Annotated in this window: 20 protein-coding genes; 15 read left to right on the forward strand and 5 right to left on the reverse strand. The window is 65.4% G+C overall.

Features of this window, described 5'->3' with window-relative positions:
* Positions 1-128: 128 nt before the first annotated feature.
* The 11 genes from AC3WLE_RS22050 (at position 129) to AC3WLE_RS22100 (ending at position 13136) form a co-directional block, all read left to right on the forward strand.
* A complete protein-coding gene (locus AC3WLE_RS22050; protein WP_492356142.1) occupies positions 129-1682 on the forward strand; it encodes an AMP-binding protein in 1554 nt (517 codons plus the stop codon).
* A gap of 11 nt (positions 1683-1693) precedes the next feature.
* Complete coding sequence (locus tag AC3WLE_RS22055) at positions 1694-2878, forward strand: acyl-CoA dehydrogenase family protein (protein ID WP_492356141.1); 1185 nt, start codon at positions 1694-1696, stop codon at positions 2876-2878.
* A 63-nt stretch (positions 2879-2941) separates the two neighbouring features.
* Complete coding sequence (locus tag AC3WLE_RS22060) at positions 2942-3934, forward strand: tripartite tricarboxylate transporter substrate binding protein (protein ID WP_492350917.1); 993 nt, start codon at positions 2942-2944, stop codon at positions 3932-3934.
* Between the two features lie 78 nt (positions 3935-4012).
* A complete protein-coding gene (locus AC3WLE_RS22065) occupies positions 4013-5155 on the forward strand; it encodes a CaiB/BaiF CoA transferase family protein (RefSeq protein ID WP_492356196.1) in 1143 nt (380 codons plus the stop codon).
* Positions 5156-5634: 479 nt separating this feature from the next.
* Complete coding sequence (locus tag AC3WLE_RS22070) at positions 5635-5817, forward strand: hypothetical protein (RefSeq protein WP_492319195.1); 183 nt, start codon at positions 5635-5637, stop codon at positions 5815-5817.
* Positions 5818-6224: 407 nt separating this feature from the next.
* Positions 6225-6578 (forward strand): hypothetical protein, encoded by a 354-nt coding sequence (locus AC3WLE_RS22075; protein ID WP_492319194.1) that lies wholly within the window; start codon positions 6225-6227, stop codon positions 6576-6578.
* A gap of 100 nt (positions 6579-6678) precedes the next feature.
* A complete protein-coding gene (locus AC3WLE_RS22080; RefSeq protein ID WP_492356140.1) occupies positions 6679-7896 on the forward strand; it encodes a TolC family protein in 1218 nt (405 codons plus the stop codon).
* The gene (locus tag AC3WLE_RS22085) at positions 7893-8450 is read left to right on the forward strand and encodes a hypothetical protein (RefSeq protein ID WP_492350919.1); all 558 of its coding nucleotides are present in this window, start codon (positions 7893-7895) and stop codon (positions 8448-8450) included. The genes AC3WLE_RS22080 and AC3WLE_RS22085 overlap by 4 nt, the downstream gene beginning before the upstream one ends.
* An 8-nt stretch (positions 8451-8458) precedes the next feature.
* Positions 8459-9583 carry an efflux RND transporter periplasmic adaptor subunit gene (locus AC3WLE_RS22090; protein ID WP_492319191.1) on the forward strand — a complete coding sequence of 375 codons (1125 nt, stop codon included), beginning with the start codon at positions 8459-8461 and terminating at the stop codon, positions 9581-9583.
* A 9-nt stretch (positions 9584-9592) separates the two neighbouring features.
* A complete protein-coding gene (locus AC3WLE_RS22095) occupies positions 9593-12697 on the forward strand; it encodes an efflux RND transporter permease subunit (protein ID WP_492356139.1) in 3105 nt (1034 codons plus the stop codon).
* Between the two features lie 52 nt (positions 12698-12749).
* On the forward strand, positions 12750-13136 hold the full coding sequence (locus tag AC3WLE_RS22100; RefSeq protein WP_492356138.1) for a hypothetical protein: 387 nt from the start codon (positions 12750-12752) through the stop codon (positions 13134-13136).
* 37 nt (positions 13137-13173) lie between these two features.
* Here AC3WLE_RS22100 and AC3WLE_RS22105 read toward each other — a convergent pair whose 3' ends face one another.
* The 5 genes from AC3WLE_RS22105 to AC3WLE_RS22125 form a co-directional block, all read right to left on the reverse strand.
* Positions 13174-14436: an MFS transporter gene (locus AC3WLE_RS22105; RefSeq protein ID WP_492319188.1), complete on the reverse strand. Its 1263-nt coding sequence runs from the start codon at positions 14434-14436 to the stop codon at positions 13174-13176.
* Between the two features lie 32 nt (positions 14437-14468).
* Complete coding sequence (locus AC3WLE_RS22110; RefSeq protein WP_492356195.1) at positions 14469-15662, reverse strand: chromate transporter; 1194 nt, start codon at positions 15660-15662, stop codon at positions 14469-14471.
* Positions 15663-15689: 27 nt separating this feature from the next.
* Positions 15690-16652, reverse strand: coding sequence for a chromate resistance protein ChrB domain-containing protein (locus AC3WLE_RS22115; RefSeq protein WP_492356137.1), 963 nt, complete (start codon positions 16650-16652; stop codon positions 15690-15692).
* An 86-nt stretch (positions 16653-16738) separates the two neighbouring features.
* Entirely contained in the window at positions 16739-16963 is a 225-nt protein-coding gene (locus tag AC3WLE_RS22120) for a DUF2188 domain-containing protein (RefSeq protein WP_492319186.1), read from the reverse strand.
* A gap of 152 nt (positions 16964-17115) precedes the next feature.
* Positions 17116-17331, reverse strand: coding sequence for a GDCCVxC domain-containing (seleno)protein (locus AC3WLE_RS22125; RefSeq protein ID WP_492319271.1), 216 nt, complete (start codon positions 17329-17331; stop codon positions 17116-17118).
* A gap of 151 nt (positions 17332-17482) precedes the next feature.
* Here AC3WLE_RS22125 and AC3WLE_RS22130 point away from each other — a divergent pair, with 151 nt between their 5' ends.
* From AC3WLE_RS22130 to kdpA, 4 genes are all read left to right on the forward strand, one after another.
* On the forward strand, positions 17483-17941 hold the full coding sequence (locus tag AC3WLE_RS22130) for a MerR family transcriptional regulator (RefSeq protein WP_492319185.1): 459 nt from the start codon (positions 17483-17485) through the stop codon (positions 17939-17941).
* A 406-nt stretch (positions 17942-18347) separates the two neighbouring features.
* A complete protein-coding gene (locus tag AC3WLE_RS22135; RefSeq protein ID WP_492356136.1) occupies positions 18348-18605 on the forward strand; it encodes a hypothetical protein in 258 nt (85 codons plus the stop codon).
* Positions 18605-18694 carry a K(+)-transporting ATPase subunit F gene (kdpF, locus tag AC3WLE_RS22140; RefSeq protein ID WP_035878527.1) on the forward strand — a complete coding sequence of 30 codons (90 nt, stop codon included), beginning with the start codon at positions 18605-18607 and terminating at the stop codon, positions 18692-18694. Before AC3WLE_RS22135 ends, kdpF begins: the two co-directional genes overlap by 1 nt.
* Entirely contained in the window at positions 18694-20514 is a 1821-nt protein-coding gene (gene kdpA / locus AC3WLE_RS22145; RefSeq protein ID WP_492356135.1) for a potassium-transporting ATPase subunit KdpA, read from the forward strand. The genes kdpF and kdpA overlap by 1 nt, the downstream gene beginning before the upstream one ends.
* Positions 20515-20607 lie beyond the last annotated feature (93 nt).

Here is a 20607-nt window from a genome sequence, read left to right on the forward strand (position 1 = left end):
CTCACATTCCTGATGGTTATGACTTTATAGCCAATGCGTCATTGTGGTGATGCCTGTCATCTTACAGACTACGGCGCACGAGCACACGTAAAAGCTCACCGGAATCAACAGGCATCAACGGAGACAGCATGGGTTTCGCGTATTTCCTGCGCCGCGCCGCGCGCTACTGGGGCGACCAGCCCGCCATCCTCTACCAGGACCAGGTGGTGACTTATCGCCAGCTGGACGAACGTTCCACGCGCCTGGCCAATGCGCTGCTGGCACTGGGCCTGCGGCCCGGCGACCGCGTCGCGGTGCAGTCGCGCAACCGGCCCGAGCTGGTCGAACTGGAATGCGCGCTGTACAAGGCCGGCCTGGTCAAGGCGGCGCTCAACCCGCGCTTCACCGCGGCCGAGGCCAGCGACGTGGTCGGGAACTGCACCCCGCGCGCGCTGATCGCCGGCCCCGGCTACACCGGCTATGCGCGCACCACGGCCGGCTTCGGCAGCATCGAGACCTTTATCGCCATCGGCGATACGCCGGCGGGCTATGTCGAATATGAGGCGCTGCTGGCCAACGCCGGCACCACGCCGCCTGACATCACCCCTGCCCCCGACGACCTGGCCGTGCTGCACTTCTCGTCCGGCTCCACCGGCAAGATCAAGGCTGCCATGCAGAGCTACGGCAACCGCATGGCGGCGCTGCGCAAGATGGTGTCCGGCATGGACCGCCCGGCGCGCCCGGGCGACCGGCTGGCGCTGATCGGGCCGGTCACGCACGCCTCCGGCATGCTGATGCAGCCCTACCTGTACCAGGGCGCCACGCTGGTGCTGTTCGAGAAATTCGAGCCCGCGCACTTCCTGGCCGAGGTGGCGCGGCTGCGCATCACCCACGTGTTCATGGTCCCGGCCATGATCAACATGCTGCTGGCCGAGCCCACGCTGGCCCAGGCCGACCTGTCCAGCCTGAAGACCCTGGCCTACGGTGCCGCGCCGATGGCGCCGGCACGCATCCGCGAGGCCTGGGAGCGCATCGGCCCGATCCTGTCGCAGGGCTATGGCGCCAGCGAATCGACCTCAGGCGTGACGCGTCTGTCCACCACCGACCATGCCGACGCCATTGCCAACCATCCTGAGCGCCTGGCCTCCTGCGGCCGCGCCCTGGGCGAGACCGAAGTGCGCGTGGTCGACGAGCACGGCAAGGAGGTCGCCGTGGGCGAGATCGGCGAACTGGTGATCCGCGGCGAGGACGTGTTCCACGGCTACTTCAACGAGCCCGCGCTGACGCGCGAGACCATCATCGATGGCTGGCTGCACACCGGCGACATGGCACGCGTGGACGAGGCCGGCTACCTGTACCTGGTCGACCGCAAGAAGGACATGATCATCTCCGGCGGTTTCAACGTCTATCCGACCGAGGTGGAAGCCGCGCTGTACCAGCACCCCGACGTGCTGGAAGCCTGCGTCATCAGCGTGCCGGACGACACCTGGGGCGAAAGCGTCAAGGCCGTGGTCACGCTGCGCCCCGGGCGCGAGGCCACCGCGCAGCAGCTGATCGCGCACTGCCGCGAGCGCATTGCCGACTACAAGTCGCCGCGCTCGGTGGACTTTGTCGCCGAGCTGCCCAAGAACGCCAGCGGCAAGCTGGCCCGCAAGATCGTGCGCGAACGCTACTGGCAAGGCGTCGGGCGCCGCGTGAACTGAAGGAGTCCGCCATGTTCGACCACCTGACCAATCCCGTACTGCTGGAAACCCGCGCCGGCATCCGCCGCTTTATCGACAAAGAACTGCGCCCGCTGGAACAGGAACTCGGCCTGGGCTCTGAAGACCCGTGGCCGCGCGAGACCCTGCGCAAGGTCTGGCGCCGCTCCAGCGAACTGGGCTTCTACGCCGCCTGCCTGCCGACATCGCTCGGCGGCAAGGGCCTGAACATCCAGGAGCAATGCGCGCTCAAGGCCGACCTGGCCGCCAGCGGCTCCACCCTGGCCGCGCACGTGCTGGGCGACCTGGGCGGCCCGCCGCGCGTGGGCAATATGCTCAAGTACGCCACCCCGGACCAGCTCAAGCGCTACTTCGAGCCCGTGATCCGCGGCGAGAAATCGACCTGCTTCGCACTGACGGAAACGCATTCCGGCTCCGACGCGCAAAGCATCAGGACCTCGGCCGTGGCCGATGGCGACGAGCTGGTCATCAACGGCGGCAAGCACTACATCAGCGGCGCGCCGTTCGCCGACTTTGCCATCGTCATGTGCGTGACCGACACCACCACCACGCCGCCGGCCATCACCGCGGTGCTGGTCGACTTGGACCTGCCCGGCGTGACGGTAAGCAACGAGTACGTGCCGATGTCGGGCCAGCATATCGACGGCGACATCCGCTTCGAGAACGTGCGCGTGCCGCGCGCCAATATCTTTGGCGGCGAAGGCAACGGCTTCAAGCTGGGCATGTCGCGCATCAACGTGAACCGCCTGCTGCACTGCCCCAGCATGCTGGGGCTGGCCACCAGGGCATATGAGTCGTCGGTGGCATATGCCGGCCAGCGCCGCCAGTTCGGCGGGCCGATCGCGCGCTTCCAGGCGATCCAGCACATGCTGGCCGACATGGCCGCCGCGCTGTGGGCCTGCGAGAGCATGATCACGCATACCGCCGCGCTGGCCGATGCCGGCGCCGACCTGCGCATGAAGGCCGCGGCGTGCAAGCTCTTTGTCTCGGAACGCTGCTTCGAGGTGGCGGACAAGGCAGTGCAGATCCACGGCAACGTCGGCGTCACGCGCGGCCACCCGGTGGAGCAGACCTTCCGCAAGCTGCGCATGTTCCGCATCTTCACCGGCACCAGCGAGATCCAGCGCAATACCATTGCGCGCGCTATCCTTGAACCGCTGCAGCAGCAGAAGGCCTGACCGTGCCGGCGGCACGGTCGCCGCCGGCATGAAGACCATAAGACAAGACCACGGAGACCAAGCATGAACCGCCGAAACTGGCTTGCCACCGCCGGCGCCGCCGCGCTGGGCAGCCTGCTGCTGCCGGCCCGCGCCGCCAGCGCTTCATCCAGCTACCCCAGCCGCCCGATCCGGCTGATCGTTCCGTTTATCGCCGGCAGCACGCCCGACAACGTGGCCCGCACGCTGTCGGCGGAGCTGGGCAAGAAGCTCGGCCAGCCGCTGGTGGTCGAGAACATGCCCGGCGCTGGCGGCATCATCGGCGCCAGCGCGCTGCGCCGTGCCGCGCCCGATGGCTATACGCTGGGCATCCTGGCCAATACGCACGTGATCAACGTGCACATGTACCGCAAGATGCCGTATGACCCGGCGCAGGATTTCACGCCGATCACCGCACTGTCTGGCGGGCCGTCCGCGCTGGTGGTGCCGGTCTCGTCGTCCTACAAGACCGCTGCCGAACTGATCGCCGCCATGAAGAAGGCGCCGGGCAAGTTCAACTACGGCTCCGGCGGCAAGGGCAGCATCGCCCATCTCGCGGTGGAAACCATGCTGCACCAGACCGGCTGTGACGCCGTGCATATCCCTTACAAGGGTGCGCCGGAGATCATCACCGCCATGCTGACAGGACAAACCCAGTTCGGCATGCCGGTGCTCGGCACCGCGACACAGTACGTGCGCAATAACCAGGTCAGGGTGCTTGCCGTCACTGCGGCCGCCCGTTCGCCGTTCTTCCCGGACGTGCCGACCATGGCCGAAGCCCTGCCCCCGGGCTTCGTCATCGACAACTGGAGCGGCCTGTTCGCACCGGCCAACTTCCCGGCCGAACTGGCGCAGAAGCTCCACGCCGCCGTTGGTGCCCTGCAGACGGCCGGCGTGTTTGATGCCCAGCTCAAGGCCAATGCCGGCGAACTGCGCCGCAGCGCCTCGCCCGCGCAGTTCGGCACCATTGTCGTCAGCGACAACGCGCGTTACGGCGACCTGATGAAGTCGATCGGCATGGTCGGCGACCTGGGCTGAGCGCCCTGCCCGCCCCGCGCCGCACGCCACCTTCCGCGCGTGCGGCACCCCTTCTTTCCTTCTCCCCCAAGGCCCTGTATGAAGCCAGAATGGTCCTGTCTCAAGGACGTCACCATCATCGACGTCAGCCAGTTGCTGCCCGGTCCGCATGCATGCAGCCTGCTGCGGCAACTGGGCGCGGATGTGATCAAGGTCGAGCAACCCGGCACCGGCGATACTGCGCGGCAGCTCGGTCCGACGGTATTCGCGCAGTTCAACCGCGGCAAGCGCTCGGTTGCGCTGGACTTGAAGACCGATGCAGGCCGTGAAGCCTTCTTTGACCTGGTGCGCAATGCCGATGCCGTAGTGGAAGGCTTCCGCCCCGGCGTGATGGCGCGGCTCGGGCTGGGCTATGAAGCGCTGGCGGCGGTCAATCCCGCCATCGTGCTGTGTTCGGTCTCGGGCTTCGGCCAGACTGGCCCCTATGCCAGCCACGCCGGGCATGACCTGAACTACCTGGCGCTGGCCGGCTATTGGGCGACGCCGGTGCAGGTGCACGACAAGGTCTCGCGCCCGCGCGTGCGGGTGTCGGATTACGCCGCCTCCGGCTACGCGGCGCTGTCGCTTGCGGTGGCAATCATGAGTGCGCGCCAGAACGGACAGGGTCAACATCTGGATGTCTCGATCCATGACGCGATCCTGTCGTGGACCGCCCATGGCGCCTGGGCCGCGCGCGGGCATGAGGCATCGCCGCAGGCATCCCCTACCGTGATGCCGGAGAACGATCTCTTCGAAACGCGTGATGGCCTGCATCTGGCGATGGGCATCCTCGAGAACAAGTTCTGGGTCAATCTGTGCGAGGCGCTGGGCGAAGAATTCCCGGCCCTGCGCGATCCGCGTTTTGCCACGCGGGCTGGACGGTACGGGCACAAGTTGGAGGTCAATGACCTGATGGCGGCGGTGTTCTGCACGCGCGACCTGGCCGAGTGGGAGGCGTTCTTCGGGCCGCTGGATGTTCCGTTCTCGCCGGTGCTGGGGGCGACGGCGCTGTTTGAGGATCCGCATGTGCAGGCGCGGGAGGTGGTTCGGCCGGTGCCTGGGGAAGGCGGGATTGCTGTGAATTTTCCGGTGAGGTTTTCGTTGGGGTTGCCGGAGGGGGAGGATTTTGTGGCTCAGGTGGGGGAGCATGGTGTGGACGGATCTCTGGCCAAGATCATCGGTGGCGGGATCGGGAACTCATGATTTGGCTTGGTTCCATGCGGTCGGTTGTCGTGCTTGGCGGGCGTGGCTGTTTCGCCGGCGTAGCCGGCGAAACAGCCCACGCTAGTCAAGAGCGACAACCAACCGCACAGCGACCACCTCGCATTCCAAGACTCAGCGATTTCCTACTCAATCGCGTTGCGGCAAGCTTCGCCCAACCGCTCCAAAATGCGACATCTCTTAGCGCGTGCACGACTCCGGCAGGAAATACTGGTCACGTCATCGGATCGCCGATGACCGGGCGTGGAAACCCGAAGGTCGGAACAGGGACAGGCGTTGCGCTTTCAAACGGCAACGCCTCTGCTCGCACGAACATGTCTGGTTCTATGGCGGGCCGAGCGAGGCAGCTGAAAGGCTGACCGGGTTCTTCCCTGTTCTAACCGGGTTTCCACCCTCGCTGTCTGGCCCGCCACCCTCACCTTCAAATGAGTGGCGCGCATTAACCCGGTAAGGAGTCAGTAATGGTCGATACAATCGAAACCAACGCGTGCCTGCATGAAGTGCGTGCCGGCATTGAAGGCGTGCTCGTGCTGCTGGAGCAGCAAAGCGTGCGCTCGGAAGCGTGCTTCAGCGCGCTCTGCCTGCTTGAAATGGTGAAGGCAAAGCTGGATGCCTTGATGGCAGCCGGGCCGCTTGCGGCATAGCAGTGCCTCTGGGCTGGCGGTGCTTCGGCACCGTCAGACAGTCCTCGTGAAAGCCGCATCAAGCGTGGCCGTTCGATCGGATCTGCCGGACGGTATCTGCCCAAATCGCCCGTTCATGGAATTTTCCAGACACTGCCTGGCAAATGTGCGCCCAGAACATCACTTGAGCTCACCACCCTTGCCCAGGCGTTCTCCTTGCCTTGGTCCGCCTACGTGCGCCTGCTATCGGCCAAGAACCCACAGGCTCGTACCTGCTGCGAAAGTGAGGCGCTGCGCAGTGGGTAGAGCGTACGTCAGCTAGAGCTACGAAGAGATTAACGTTCGGCGGCCTTGCCGCCACAATCGGTTACACGGTCGTCCCGCCAGTCCCGCGCCAGCCCCCTTTAGGTCAGGTAGAATCCCGCCCTATGTCGCGCGTGATTGCCATCCTCCTGATGCTGATCCTGCCGCTGCAGGCCCTGGCCGCAGCGCAGCGGCAACTCACGCATTCAGCGGGCTTCCCGCCGGACCATATGGCGGCGCACGCCGAGCATGTCCCCCATCACCACGATGACGACGGGGAAATCGCGTTCGACGATTCCACAGCATCCGCGTCGCATCAACTCGACTTCGACTACGGCACCCACTTCCAGGCACCGCTGCCCGCGGGCCTGCTGTTGCCGCTGGCGCAGCAGACGCAGCCCGAGCCGTTATTCCTCGGCGGCCGCATGCCTGACCCCGGCGGCAGTCCACCCTTACGCCCCCCTCACGCGCCCGCCTGACGGCGGGGCATTTGACCTCCTGATTGCCTGACGTGGCGCAATGGCTTGCGCCGCGCCCCGCCGCATTGCCTGTGTTATCGCGATTTGCGTTGGGGATTCCATGCAGAAGTTCTTCATTTCCATTGTTGCGTCCGCGCTGCTGGCACCGTCGGCCCATGGCCAGCCTGCGCCGGCGGATCTGCACGCGCTTTTCAATACCGCGTGGGACCGGTCCGTTGCCCTCCAGGCGACCGAGGGGCGGCGCCTGGAGGCGGCGGCCAGCCGGGTCCAGGCGGATTCGCTGATCGCCGGGCCGCCCACGCTTGGCCTGCTGCACCGCGATGACCGCTGGACTGAAAAGCGCGGCCTGCGTGAGAGCGAGGTCCAGCTTGGCGTCCCGGTGTGGATGCCAGGCCAGCGTGCGGCACGCGGGGACCTGGCCGACGCACAAGCGGCCGAGGCCGAAGCCGGCGCCGCCCTGGCGCGGCTGAACGTTGCCGCGGAGGTGCGCGAGCGCGTCTGGCAGCTCGTGGCCGTGGAAGGGGAACGCGATGTGCTGCGGCGCCGCACAGAGATCGCCGCGTCGCTGCGCGACGATGTTCGGCGGCGGGTCACCGCCGGCGACCTGGCGCGCACCGACCTGCTGCTGGCGCAGCAGGACTACCTGGCGGCGCAGGGCCTGCTCGCGGACAGCGAGGCCCGGCTGGTGGATGCCAGGGCGCGGCTGCTGCAAGCGACTGGCGTATCGGCGTTGCCGCTGCGATATGACGAAGCGGCAGCGCCAGTGACCGATCCCGCCGCCGGTGCCGTGAACCATCCAAGGCTGGAAGCTGCGCAGCAGGCCGTGCTGCGCAGCGAGCGCCAGGTGGGCTACTTGCGCAAATCGCGCCGCGACCCGCCGGAAGTCGGCGTGATGTACCGCAACGACCGTGCGGGCGGCGGCATGCCCAGCGACCAGACCGTCGGCCTGTTCATCAGGATCCCGTTCGCTACCGACGCGCGCAACCTGCCACGCGAGACTGCCGCGCAGACTGAACTGATGACAGCCCGGGCCGAGCTCGATCGCACCGAACGTATCGTCCGCTCCGCGATCGACGCGGCACAGGCGACGCTGTCGCTCTCAGAGCAGCAGCTCAGACTTGCCGAAGAGCGCAACGCCACGCTGTCCGAACGGGCGGCACTACTGCGCAGAACTTTCAATGCCGGCGAAATCGGCTTGCCTGAAGTGCTGCGCGCACAGAACCAGGCCCTCGAAGCCGAAGCCGACCTGGCGCGCCAGCGTGCCCGGCGCGGCATCGCCACTGCCAACCTGAACCAGGCTCTCGGAGTCCTGCCATGATCCGCCAGTTCTTCCTTACCCTGCTCTTGTCCCTCGCCTGCGCCGCGCATGCGGCGCCGGGCGCCCATGGCCCCAATGGCGAGCATCTGGATGCGCCGGCGAGCACCGGCGCCGCGGCGAATGCCCAGCCCGTCATCGAAGCCAATACGGAAGCGTTCGAGCTGGTTGGCACGCTGGCCCCCGATGAGCTGTCGGTGATGGTCGACCGCTACGTCACCAACGAACCGGTGCTGAACGGCACGCTGGAGGTCGAGTTCAACGGCATCAAGGCACAAGGCAAGCTGCATGCCGACTTCGGCGATTACTCCTTTACCGACGAGAAACTCCTCAAGGCGCTGCGCCAACCGGGCCACCATGCGCTCGTGTTCACGCTTGTTGCCGGCGATGAGTCGGACCTGATCGAGGGCAGCCTGAACGTTGCCGCGGATGGGCACGCCCATGGCCTCGGGGCTTTGTGGCAAGCGCGCTGGCCGTGGATCGTCCTGCTTGTGGCGGTTGTCCTGGCGGCCGCGGCCTGGCGCGTGAGGCGCCGCAATGTCCATAAGAAAAGCTGAGGCCCGACATGCTGAAGACAACCAGGTTTGCAACGATCGCCATTGCGCTGGCTGCCTGCGCAACCATGCCGGCACTGGCCGGCCCCGGTGCGCACGGGCCCGGTGGCGAACACCTTGATGCACCGGGAGCGGTGTCCGGCAGCGGCGGCCTGGCCCGGCTGCCCGACGGCAGTGTCCAGGTGCCCAAGCTCGCGCAACGCCGTATGGGCATACGAACCACGATGCCGCAGGCAGCCTTGCACCCCGTAACCGTAGAGCTGAATGCCGTGGTGGCGATCGACCCCAATGCGGGTGGGCGCCTGCAGGCAGGGCACCCAGGCTGGATCGAGCCGCCGCCGGGAGGCTTCCCGCTGCTGGGGCAGCGTGTCAGCAAGGGCCAGGTGCTGGCCGTGCTGCGGCACAAGAGCGAGCCCTTCGATATCGGCAACCAGCAGGCGCAGTTCGCCAACCTGAGCGCCAACCTGAAGCTGGCCCGGCAACGGCTGCAGCGGTTGGAATCGCTGCAGGACAGCATCCCGCGCAAGGAGATCGAAGCCGCGCGCGCCGAGGTCCAGAGTCTTTCCGGCCAGCGCGAGGCGGTGGGCAAGAGCCTGCACCAGACCGACACGCTGACCGCGCCAGCCAGCGGCGTTATCGCCACTGCCAATGTGCTGGCGGGCCAGGTCGTTTCTGCTGGCGACGTGCTGTATGAAGTGGTTGACCCGGTCCGGATGCTGATCGAGGCCAGCACCGCGGATGCCTCGCTTGCCAACCGTATCCAGGGTGGGACCCTGGGCCGGTCGGACGGAGGTAAGCTGGAATTCATCGGCGCCGGCCGCAGCCTGAAGAACGGCGCCGTGCCGCTGATGTTCCGGCTGACGGGCAATGCGGCACCACTTGCCATCGGGCAGCCAGTGACGGTGGTTGCGACGCTGACCGAGACGGTCAAGGGCATCGCATTGCCAAGCGAGGCCCTGGTGCGCAATGGCAGCAACCTGCCGGTGGTGTGGATCAAGTCCGGCACGCAGCGCTTTATCGCTCAGCCGGTTGAAGCCCGCGTGCTGGATGCGGGAACGGTTGTCGTGGTCAAGGGACTGTCACCGGAGAACCGGGTGGTGGTGTCCGGGGCGGCACTGATCAACCAGATCCGCTGAGGGGCGCGCATGTTCAACTGGATCGTTCGCGCGAGCCTCGGCAACCGGCTGATGGTACTGGCCATCGCTCTAATCCTGATGGTGTACGGCGGCGTGACCGCATGGCGCACACCGGTGGATGTTTTCCCGGACCTGAACAAACCGCTGGTGACCGTGATCACCGAAGCCGGCGGCATGGCGCCGCAGGAAGTGGAGCTGCTGGTGTCGTTCCCGCTCGAGACCGCGCTCAATGGCATGCCAGGCGTCACGCGGGTCCGCTCGGTGTCGGGCGTCGGCTTGTCCATCGTGTATGCCGAGTTCGACTGGGGCAGCGATATCTATCGCAACCGCCAGCTCGTGTCGGAACGGCTGGCGCTGGTGAAGGAACAGTTGCCCGGCGGGCTGACGCCCATCCTCGGGCCGGTCTCGTCGATCATGGGCGAGATCATGCTGATTGCGTTACCGATCGACCCGGCCCGGGCCAGTCCGATGCAGGCGCGCGAGTATGCCGACTTCGTGCTGCGGCCGCGCCTGCTGTCGGTGGCTGGCGTGTCGCAGGTCATCCCGATCGGCGGCGAGGTGCGCCAGCTCCGGGTCGAACCGGACACCGCCAGGATGGCGCAGTTCGGCGTGGCGCTGCCACAGGTGGAAAGCGCGTTGCGCGACTTCGCCGCCAATACCAGCGGCGGCTTCATCGACCTGAACGGCCGCGAATACCTGATCCGCAACCTCGGCCGCACCAACCGGCTCGACGACCTGAAGGGACTGGCGGTTGCCTACAAGGAAGGCGCGCCGGTGCTGCTCGAGCAGGTGGCCGGTGTGCGCTATGCCGCCGCGCTCAAGCGCGGCGATGCCGGATTCAACGGCAAGCCGGCAGTGATAGTCAGCGTGCAGAAGCAGCCCGCGGCCGACACGGTGCGCCTGACGCGGAACCTGGAAGCAGCGCTCGGCGAACTGAAGCAGGGACTGCCGCCGGGCCTGTCCGCGCCGCAGGTGCTGTTCCGGCAGGCGGACTTTATCGAGGCCTCGATCGGCAACGTGGTCGAGGCGCTGCGTGACGGCGCCATCATGGTGGCCGTGATCCTGTTCGCCTTCCTGCTGAGCGCGCGCACCACCGCGATCTCGCTGGTGGCGATTCCGCTGTCGCTGGCCGTCACCGCGCTGGCCTTCCACCTGCTGGGCCAGTCGATCAACGTGATGACGCTTGGGGGGCTAGCCATTGCCATCGGCGAGCTCGTCGACGACGCGGTAGTCGACGTGGAGAACATCCAGCGCCGGCTCAGGCAGCGCGCAAGCCTGGAGGACCCGCCGTCCGTGCTGGAGACCATCTGGCGCGCCTCGGTCGAAGTCCGCTCCGGCATCGTCTATGCCACCCTGGTGGTGGTGCTGGTGTTCGTGCCGCTGTTCGCGCTGCCGGGCATCGAAGGGCGCCTGTTCGCGCCGCTGGGCATCGCCTATATCGTGTCGGTCCTGGCATCGATGCTGGTGTCGATGACGGTGACGCCGGTGCTGTCGTACTACCTGTTGCCGCGGATGAAGCGGCTGGAGCATCCGGACAGCCCGCTGGTGGCATGGCTCAAGCGGGTCGATACCAGGATCCTGGACTGGTCGTTCCCCCGCGCCAAGACCGTGCTTGCCGTCGCCGCCGTCACCGTCGCGCTCGCGGCCGCCACCGTGCCTTTCATGCCGCGGGCCTTCCTGCCAGCCTTCAACGAAGGCTCGCTGGTGATGTCGCTGATGTTCAATCCTGGCACATCGCTGGCCGAAGCCAACCGCATGGGTGCCCTGGCGGAGACCCTGATCCGGCAGGTACCGGAGGTGACGCAGGTCGGGCGGCGCACCGGCCGTGCCGAACTGGACGAACATGCCGAAGGCGTGCATTCGTCCGAAATCGATATCGACCTGAAACGCTCCGACCGCAGCCGGGAGCAAGTGATGGCCGCCATCCGCGTCCAGCTTGCTGGTCTCCCTGCGTCGGTGGCGATCGGCCAGCCGATTTCCCACCGGCTGGATCACTTGCTTTCCGGCGTGCGGGCACAGATCGCGCTGAAGATCTATGGTGACGATCTCGATACGCTGCGCGGCCTGGCGGAGAGCGTGCGCGGGCGGCTTGCTGCCATACCAGGACTCGTCGATATCACGGTCGAGCGCCAGGTATTGATACCGCAAGTCAATGTGCGGCTCGATTACCGCAAGGCCGCGCAATACGGCATCCCGGCAGGCGAGGCGCTGAAGGCCTTGCAGACCTTGTCGGATGGCACGCGCGTCACGCAGGTGATCGAGGGCGTGCGCCGCTACGACCTGGTGGTGCGGTTGCCCGATGCCGGCCGTACGCCGCAGGACCTGTCCCGCGTCATGCTGGATTCGCCGCGTGGCGCAGTGCCGTTGTCGGCAATCGCCAACGTCGAGGATGGCGACGGCCCGAACCAGATCGGGCGCGAGAACGGCCGCCGGCGCATTGTGGTCTATGCCAATACCGACGGCTCGGATATGTCAAAGATCATCGGCGATGTGCGCAGCGCGGCCGCGCGCGCCGGGTTGCCCGGTGGCTATTTCGTCAGCATCGAGGGTCAGTTCCAGGCGCAGGAGCAGGCGACGCAGTTGATCGTGTTGCTGGCGCTAGTGTCGCTGGCGCTGATCTACCTGGTGCTTTACTCGCGCTACCGCTCCGCGACACTCACGCTGATCATCATGGCGAACATCCCGCTGGCGTTGATCGGCAGCGTGATCGCCATGTGGCTCGGCGGCCTGACGCTGTCGGTGGCGTCGATGGTCGGCTTCATCACGCTGACGGGCATCGCCACGCGCAATGGCATTCTGAAGGTCAGCCACTACATCAACCTGTGCCGCTTTGAAGGGGAAACCTTTGGTATCCCGATGATCGTGCGTGGGTCGCTGGAGCGACTGACGCCGGTACTGATGACCGCGCTGGTTGCGGCGTTCGCGCTGGTGCCATTGCTGGTGTCGGCCGACGCGCCCGGCAAGGAAATCCTGCATCCGGTGGCGGTGGTGATCTTCGGCGGGCTGGTCAGCTCGACCATCCTGGATTCCGTGCTGACTCCCTTGGCGTTCTGGTTGTTCGGGCGCCGCCCGCTGGAGCGGATCCTGTCGCAACAGCCGGGCGACGCGTACTGATTACGGGCTTTGGCAGCGACGCCCGCAAGTCGCTGCACCAACGGAGGATTCGATGAAGAAACAGATCTCAGCCATGTTGTTTGCCGGCAGCCTCGCACTGTCCGGCCTTTCCGGTCTGGCCATGGCCCACGGCGCCAGGCCCGCGCAATACGGCGGCATCGTGCAGACCGCCAGCGACCTGCAGTTCGAGTTGGTCAACAAGGATGGCGCCGTCACCATTTATGTCGACGACCATGACAAGAAGCTGCCGGTGGCTGGTGCCAGCGGCAAGCTGACGATGCTGACCGGCGCCCAGATGACGGAAACGGCGCTGAACCCCGGGACGGACAATGCGCTGGTAGCGTCCGACAAGCTGCAGCTCAAAGCCGGCTCCAAGCTGGTCGCGACGATCAAGTTTGCCAACGGCAAGACCGTGACGGCACGCTTTGTGGCGAAGTAATACTAGGACGTGCCGGCTCACGAAGGGCTGCGATGGGTCAGTGGAGTGGCTTGACCCGACGGAACGCCCGCAGCATCGCGAGGTCGTAGGCGATCTTCAGCAGCCCGCAGGCCACCAGCGGCGTGCTGGCATAGCCGTAGGCCATCAACGCGGCGGCGAGCGCAGGACTGAGTGCCGCGGCGAGGCTGCGTGGCACCGCGGTCAGGCTTGCCGCCGCGGCCCGTTCCGGCGGGGTGACAACGGCCATGACATAAGCCGTCCGGGTCGGCACATCCATTTGCGACAGCGCGCTGCGAGCCAGCAGCAAGGCCAGGCTCAGGGCCAGCGTGGGCGCGAAGGCGGCCGCAATCAGGCACAGGCTGGACGGGATATGCGTAAACACCATCGTGTTGAGCAGGCCGATCTTTCGCGCCAGTGGCACCGCCGCGAGCTGCGAGAGCGTCGTCAGCATTCCTGCCAGGAAGAAGAACTGGCCGGTCGCGGCAGGACTCAGACCGAAACGCTGCATCAACCACAGTGACAGTAGCGAATTGACGACGAGCCCGCCCGCGAACGCGTCCACGCTGAACAGCATGGCCAGGCGCAATACGATCGGACGGGACGGGCCCAATGGGGTTGTCGGCGTGGGTGCCGCTCCATGTGGCTGCGTGGCAGGTACGCGCGCATAGAGACGCCACAGCAGCAGCCCTATGATCCCGTAGAAACCGAACATCAGGCGCATCGCATCGAGCGAGGACAGCCGGGATTGCTCGACCAGCCATGCCGGTAGCGCCGCTGCCAGCGCCCCCAAAGCGGATGAGAATGCGCCGATCAGGCCGTAGCGTGCGAACAGCGCCGTCCGGGCGTCAGGCGATGCCGATTCCGCCAGCCGCGCGTGTTCCAGCGGCAGGAAGACACTGACATCGCCAGAGCCAGGGTTAAGCGTGCCGATGAAGGCGATCACCAGAAGCGGCCACAGCGTGGAGAAACCTGCAAAGCCGAGGCCGGTCGCAAACATCAGGGCGGCCGCCAGCATCAGCAAGCGGCGTTGCGGGTAGCGGTGCCCGACGATCCCGACCAGGATGGTGGCGAGGGCCGAGCCGATCAGTGTCGCGCTGCTGATGAGCCCGACTGCCATCGAATCGAAACCAAGCGCCAGCAGGTAGGACGGCAGCAGCACGGCAATATAGCCATCACAGATGCCACGCAGCGCGCGGCCGGCAAGCAGCGGCAAGGCGTCGGGGTGAACACCGGATGGCAGCGCGATGCGTTCGAGCCAGCTACTGCTGGCGGCCGAGGGGTGGTCGTTATGCACAGCCATGGCGAGCCTGACATGCCCCCGGTTCGTTTGGCTCAGTGGTGCAGCACCGGATAAACGGCAAGGCCGATCAGCGCGGCGCCGGTGATGATGACCGGCTCAGGCAGCTTCTTGAATTTCAGCAGCAACGCGATCGTGCCCAGCGCCAGCAGTATGGTCGGCACGTCGACAATCGAGCGCTTGGCGAGCACGAACACTGCACCGGTGATGGCGCCAATCGCTGCCGCCGTGACGCCATCGACAAAGGCGAGGATGCCCGGCAGCTTTCCGTACTTCTTGAAGTAAGGGGCAGGCAGCACGGTAAACAAATAGCAAGGCAGGAACGTTGCCAGTGCCGCCACGCAGGCGCCGGGCAGCCCGGCCACCAGGTAACCGATGAAGCCGACCGTGATGACCACCGGGCCCGGCGTGATCATGGCCACGGCTACCGCATCGACGAACTGCTTTTCGTTGAGCCAGTGGTGTTCCGTCACCACACCGCCGTAGAGGAAGGGCACGATGGCGAGACCCGAGCCGAAGACGAAGGCGCCTGCCTTGGCAAAGAACACACCGATCTGGGTCAGCAGGGGCCAGTCCAGCATGCTCAGCAGGCCGCTTGCGGCCGGCACCTGCGTGGCCACGAGCGCATTGGCGCCGCTCTGGCGCAGCCACCTGGGCGGAGCGCGCCAGAACCAGGCAAGCACGCCGGCTGCCAGGAACAGCCAGGCGATTTCGGACTCCGTGACGATGGTCACCGTAGCCAGCACCAGGTAGATTGCCCAGAGCAGTCTGTCCTTGCCCACACTCTTTATGGTCAGCTTATAGGCGCTGATGGCGATGATGCCGATGACGGCGGCGCCCACGCCATAGAACACCGATTGCATCCACGTCAGCCCGCCAAAGCGGACATAGGCCCAGCCTAGCGCCAGCACCATCAGGAACGACGGCAGCACGAAGGCCAGTCCGATCAGCGTGGCACCGAGGACCCGATAGTGGACGTAGCCGAGGTAGATCGCCAGTTGCGCTGCCAACGGCCCGGGCGCCAGTTGTGCCAGCGCGATGCCTTCCTTGTAGTCCCCGTCGCTGATCCAGTTCCGCCGCTCCACGAGGTCGCGGTGCATGTAGCCGGCCAACGCGACCGGCCCGCCAAAGCCAAAGGTGCCAAGGCGGAGGAAATAGCGCACGAGCTGCCAGAGGGTGTAGACAGGCCGTTCAGAGATTCCTGGCGGCGCGATGCCGGCTTGTTGCATGCGACTCATAATGGGATCCTGGCAGAGTCAGGGTTTCTTGTTGGTGGAGAAGTGTGCGTAAAGCGAATCCAGCACCCGGCCGATTTCCGCCAGCAGGGCGTCATCATCCTTCAGGCGTGCTCGTGCGCCGGCCAGCATGGCTTCAAAGCCGCTGGCTTCCGGCACCGAAATGCCGCCAATGTCCAGCGCATGGACCATGGCGCCGAGCCGGCTGAGTCCGCGGTCGGATTCGAGGCCGAAGCTCGACAGCAGCACTTCAAATGAAACGCGCTCGCCCACATGCGTGAAGGTCGCGCCGTCGAAGTCGAAGCCCAGCGCATCGTCCGGGCAAGCGGAGGCGCTTTCCAGCCACAGGAACCGGGCATGGGGATCGATGAAGCGCTGGATCAGCCAGGCGCTTGCCACGCGGTCCACCCACAGGTGGCGGCGGGTGGCCCAAATCCGCCCTTGATACTGGGCAGGATCCCGACGAGCGATTGCTCGCGAGAGCGCCTGTGGTTCGCCCGGAGACTGGATGGTCTCGATGGCGCGGCTGAAGTCATTCCATTGGGCTTCGGCGCGGGTCGACGCCTCATTGGGGAAGAAGTCGATCGTGCGGATCGCTTCGTAGGCACGCCCGTGACGACGCAGCAGACGATTGAGTTCGGCGCTGCTTTGATCGGTCAGCGACTTGCGTGCATCTGACAGGGCAGCCTGCAGTTCCGCATAGTCAGCGCTGCGGTCGAACAACGTCTGGAATGCGGTCTCTTCCCCTGGATTGTCGGCGCGGACACTCAAGAGCCAGGCCTGGCCGCCTTCATGCCGGGCGTCGTCGGCCAACTCGCGCAACTGGGCGATTTGCTCATCGCCTGCAGGCAAGAGATAGGCGCCGTCACGCAGTGCGGCGCAACCAATAGTCTTGATCGCGCGCCAGATCCGCATCCGGGCGGTGGCGCCGGAGGTTGGTAGCGTGACGATCAGCAAAGCCCAGGGGTCGATTAACGCGGTCATGAGCGCATGTTAGGGGCCCATAACGCGTCTTTCAATGCTGTAGATATCCCTACAATAATGCCCTTTGAATCACATTTCTGAGGGCATCACCGTTGGGGCTCCTGCTGCTTGTCGCCACACGCGTTGCGCAAGTGCACATCCCCGTCGTGACGATGTATGTGCAATTCGGCGTTCTCTCGCCTGGCCACCTCCCAACCCGCAGCGATTGCCGCTTCCATGGTCGGAAATCTCTGGGCCCTTATATTGAGGCCGCCGAACTCCAATGCCCAACCATTTTCTGCAGGCAGAACGCGAATGATCCGCGATTGCATAATGACCCCTCTCTAGATTTCCCGCGACATACAGCGGGCGTCGCGTACTGTCGAGCAAGAACACGTTCCCGCGGACAAGCATGGCTGGGTAAGAGCCGGGATCATCCGGGAGGAACCGCATCGAGGGTGCGTCGTGCATCGCTGTACCTGCGTCAACGAACACACGAGCAAGACTGCTGCTGCATGGGCGGGCACCTTTCGGTCCCATACGAGCAGAAAACGCAGCAATCACCGGCCTTGGGCCTTAGCACCGCGCGGCAGTGCTCGCACTCATAGCACCACTGGCAGGCATCAATGGGCATGGTTTCTTCTTTTGCATGCGCGCACCTGGGGCAGGTGATGATTGACTGCAGCTTGACGGCGCTCATCATTTCGCTTTGCCTCACGGCCGATGGGCAGTAGACGGTCCCCATGCCTGGCGGCCTGGTTCCTGGCGTTGCCCATCGAAATGCAATCCGCCCTTCCCCTATGTGCGGTCTAGGCTTAGCCTAGGCCCGTACCAAGGTACGGAGTCAAGCGATGGACCACACACTGACAATCGGGAAGCTGGCCAAGGCGGCTGGTGTTGGCGTGGAAACGGTACGCTACTACCATCGGTGCGGCCTGCTGCCGGTGCCAGAGCGTGCCTATGGCGCCATTCGACAGTATTCGCAGCAGAGCTTGCAACGGCTTCATTTCATTCGCCGGGCCCAGTCGCTCGGGTTCACCCTGGATGAAGTCCGGGTACTGCTGCGACAGAACGATGGCAGCACGTGCAGCACCGCCCGCACTCTGGCCGAGCAAAAGCTCAGTCTTGTGGAGGAAAGATTGAAGGACTTGCGCCGATTGCGAGCGGAACTGAAGAATCTCATCGGGCAATGCCACGCCAATGGGAATGAGGCTTCTTGCCCCTTGATTGACACATTACTTGTCGCGGCCGTGGATCCGGTGCCGACACCCTCAAGCAAGAATGGGGGCAGGATGGCCAGGGCAGAGTGAACCCGAGCGTAGCAACGGGCCAGGATTCGCACCGCGGCGACGAGCAAGGGGACACACTTGTGAACACTCCTGACGCGATGCCTCCGCCGCAGTTGAATTAGCTACTTCTTCTCCATTGGCTCGGGACCGGGGCAACTCATCAAGGACTTGGGTGGCACGTGCCAGTGCGGCTTCGCCCAACTTGCGTTCCTGCTCCCGCAGCCTGGCGACGGAGTGGTAGGCACTGCCCCTTCCCTGCCCATATGGCGCCGTCGCGTAACGATCAGATAAAGAAGCGCCGCGCGGCGCCGCACCTGCGCCAACAGCAGCGGCCTTGCCACCACGCATCGCACCACGCATCGCGATCGCCAGCGGCCCAAAAAATGCACCTTGGCTCGCGCGCGCATGCTGATCGCCCCGGATCTTTATGCGTTCTTTATACACACCGGCCACCTTTCTACCCTGTTTTTACGACCCCGTCGCTAATCTGCAAGCCGAAACCATTCAAGGGTGCTTTGTTATGGACGGGATCTATTTGATCGTATTGATTGGCTTCGCCGTGCTGAGCGCGGCCCTGCTGGGGCTTTGCGCCGTGCTTGCGCCGAAATCTCCGGCAGGCAGCGGGCACGGCGGCGCGCATGACCAGATGCCGGCAAAGAACAGCGCGTCGGACAGGAGGCTGTGATGAGCTGGACGGATCTGTTGAGCGGCGTGCTGGCCGTTGCCATTTTTGTTTACCTCCTCATTGCGTTGTTCCGGCCGGAGAAATTCTGATGTCCTCCCAATTCGTGGGCCTGCTGGTCCTCTATCTCGCCATCCTGCTGGCGTGCGCCCCTTTCCTCGGACGCTATATCCGGCGTGCCGTGGAAGATGGCAACTATTCGCTGACCGTCTGGGGCCGGCCGCTGGAACGGCTGCTGTATCGCCTGGGTGGCGTGCGTGCCGATGCCGGGATGGGGTGGAAGCAATACGCCGTCGCGGTGCTGGCGTTCAACCTGCTTGGCGTGGTGGCAGTCTATGCGCTGCAGCGCCTGCAGGGCATGCTGCCGCTCAATCCGCAGGGCTTTGGCGCGGTTTCGCCGGACTCGGCCTTCAACACGGCGATCAGCTTTGTCGCCAACACCAACTGGCAAGGCTATGGCGGCGAGTCGACCATGGGCTATCTGACGCAGATGCTCGCGCTCACCGTGCAGAACTTCCTGTCCGCGGCGACCGGCATCGCCGTGGTGTTCGCGCTGATGCGCGGATTCGCGCGCCAGAGCGCCGCCACCATCGGCAATTTCTGGGTCGACATGACGCGGGTCACGTTGTACGTGCTGGCGCCGATCGCGACCGTGATTGCACTTGCGCTGGTCAGCCAGGGCGTGATCCAGAACTTCGATGCCTACAAGGAAGCCAGCCTGGTCACGCCGGTGGAGTACAGCCAGCCAAAGCTCGATGCGGCCGGGCAACCGGTGCTCGATGCACAAGGCAAGCCGGTGACGGAAGACCTGAAGACCGACAGGCAGACGCTGGCGATGGGCCCGGTTGCCTCGCAAGAGGCCATCAAGATGCTGGGCACCAACGGCGGCGGCTTCTTCAATGCCAACTCGGCGCATCCGTTCGAGAACCCGAATGGCCTGGCCAACCTTCTCGAGATGCTGGCGATCTTCCTGATCCCGGCGGCGCTGTGCTTCACCTTTGGCGAAATGGTGGGAGACAGGCGACAGGGTGTGGCGGTGCTGGCTTCCATGACGGTCATCTTTGTCGCGATGGCCTGCGTGGCGGCGATGTCCGAGCAGATGGCCAACCCGGCGCTGGCCGGATTGCCGGTGGATCACGCCGCATCGCTGCTGCAGGCCGGCGGCAATATGGAAGGCAAGGAAACGCGCTTCGGCATCGCCGCTTCGGCGCTGTTCGCCACCATCACGACCGCGGCGTCGTGCGGCGCGGTCAATGCCATGCATGACTCCTTCACCGCCATCGGTGGCCTGGTGCCGATGCTGCTGATGCAGCTGGGCGAAGTCGTGTTCGGCGGCGTCGGCTCGGGGCTGTACGGCATGCTGGTCTACGCCGTGCTCGCGGTATTCATCGCCGGACTGATGATCGGGCGCACGCCGGAGTACCTCGGCAAGAAGATCGAAGTCTACGAGATGAAGATGACGGCCGTGGCGATCCTGGTCACGCCCCTGCTGGTGCTGCTCGGCACGTCGGTGGCGGTGATGACCGAGGCCGGACGCGCCGGTGTGTTCAATCCCGGCACGCACGGCTTCTCGGAGATCCTGTACGCGCTCTCGTCGGCGGCCAACAACAATGGCAGCGCCTTTGCGGGCTTGTCCGCCAACACGCCGTTCTACAACACGCTGCTGGCGGCGGCCATGTGGTTCGGCCGGTTCTGGATCATCATCCCGGTGCTTGCGCTGGCGGGCTCGCTGGCAGCCAAGAAGCGCGTGCCGGTAAGCGGCGGCACGATGCCAACGCACGGCCCGCTGTTCGTCGTCCTGCTGGTGGGCACCGTGCTGCTGGTCGGTGCGCTGACCTATGTCCCGGCGCTGGCGCTGGGGCCGGTCGCCGAGCAGCTCCAGGGCACGGTGACGGCAAGCGCGGCGAAGTAAAGCGACGACTGACGACGAAATATCGAGCATTCCTACACGTCCGGACCCTGCACTGCCTCACCGATGCAGGTGCCGGATGGCTCTAGCGGATTG

This window comes from Cupriavidus sp. FW306-1B-F12B (assembly GCF_058781795.1).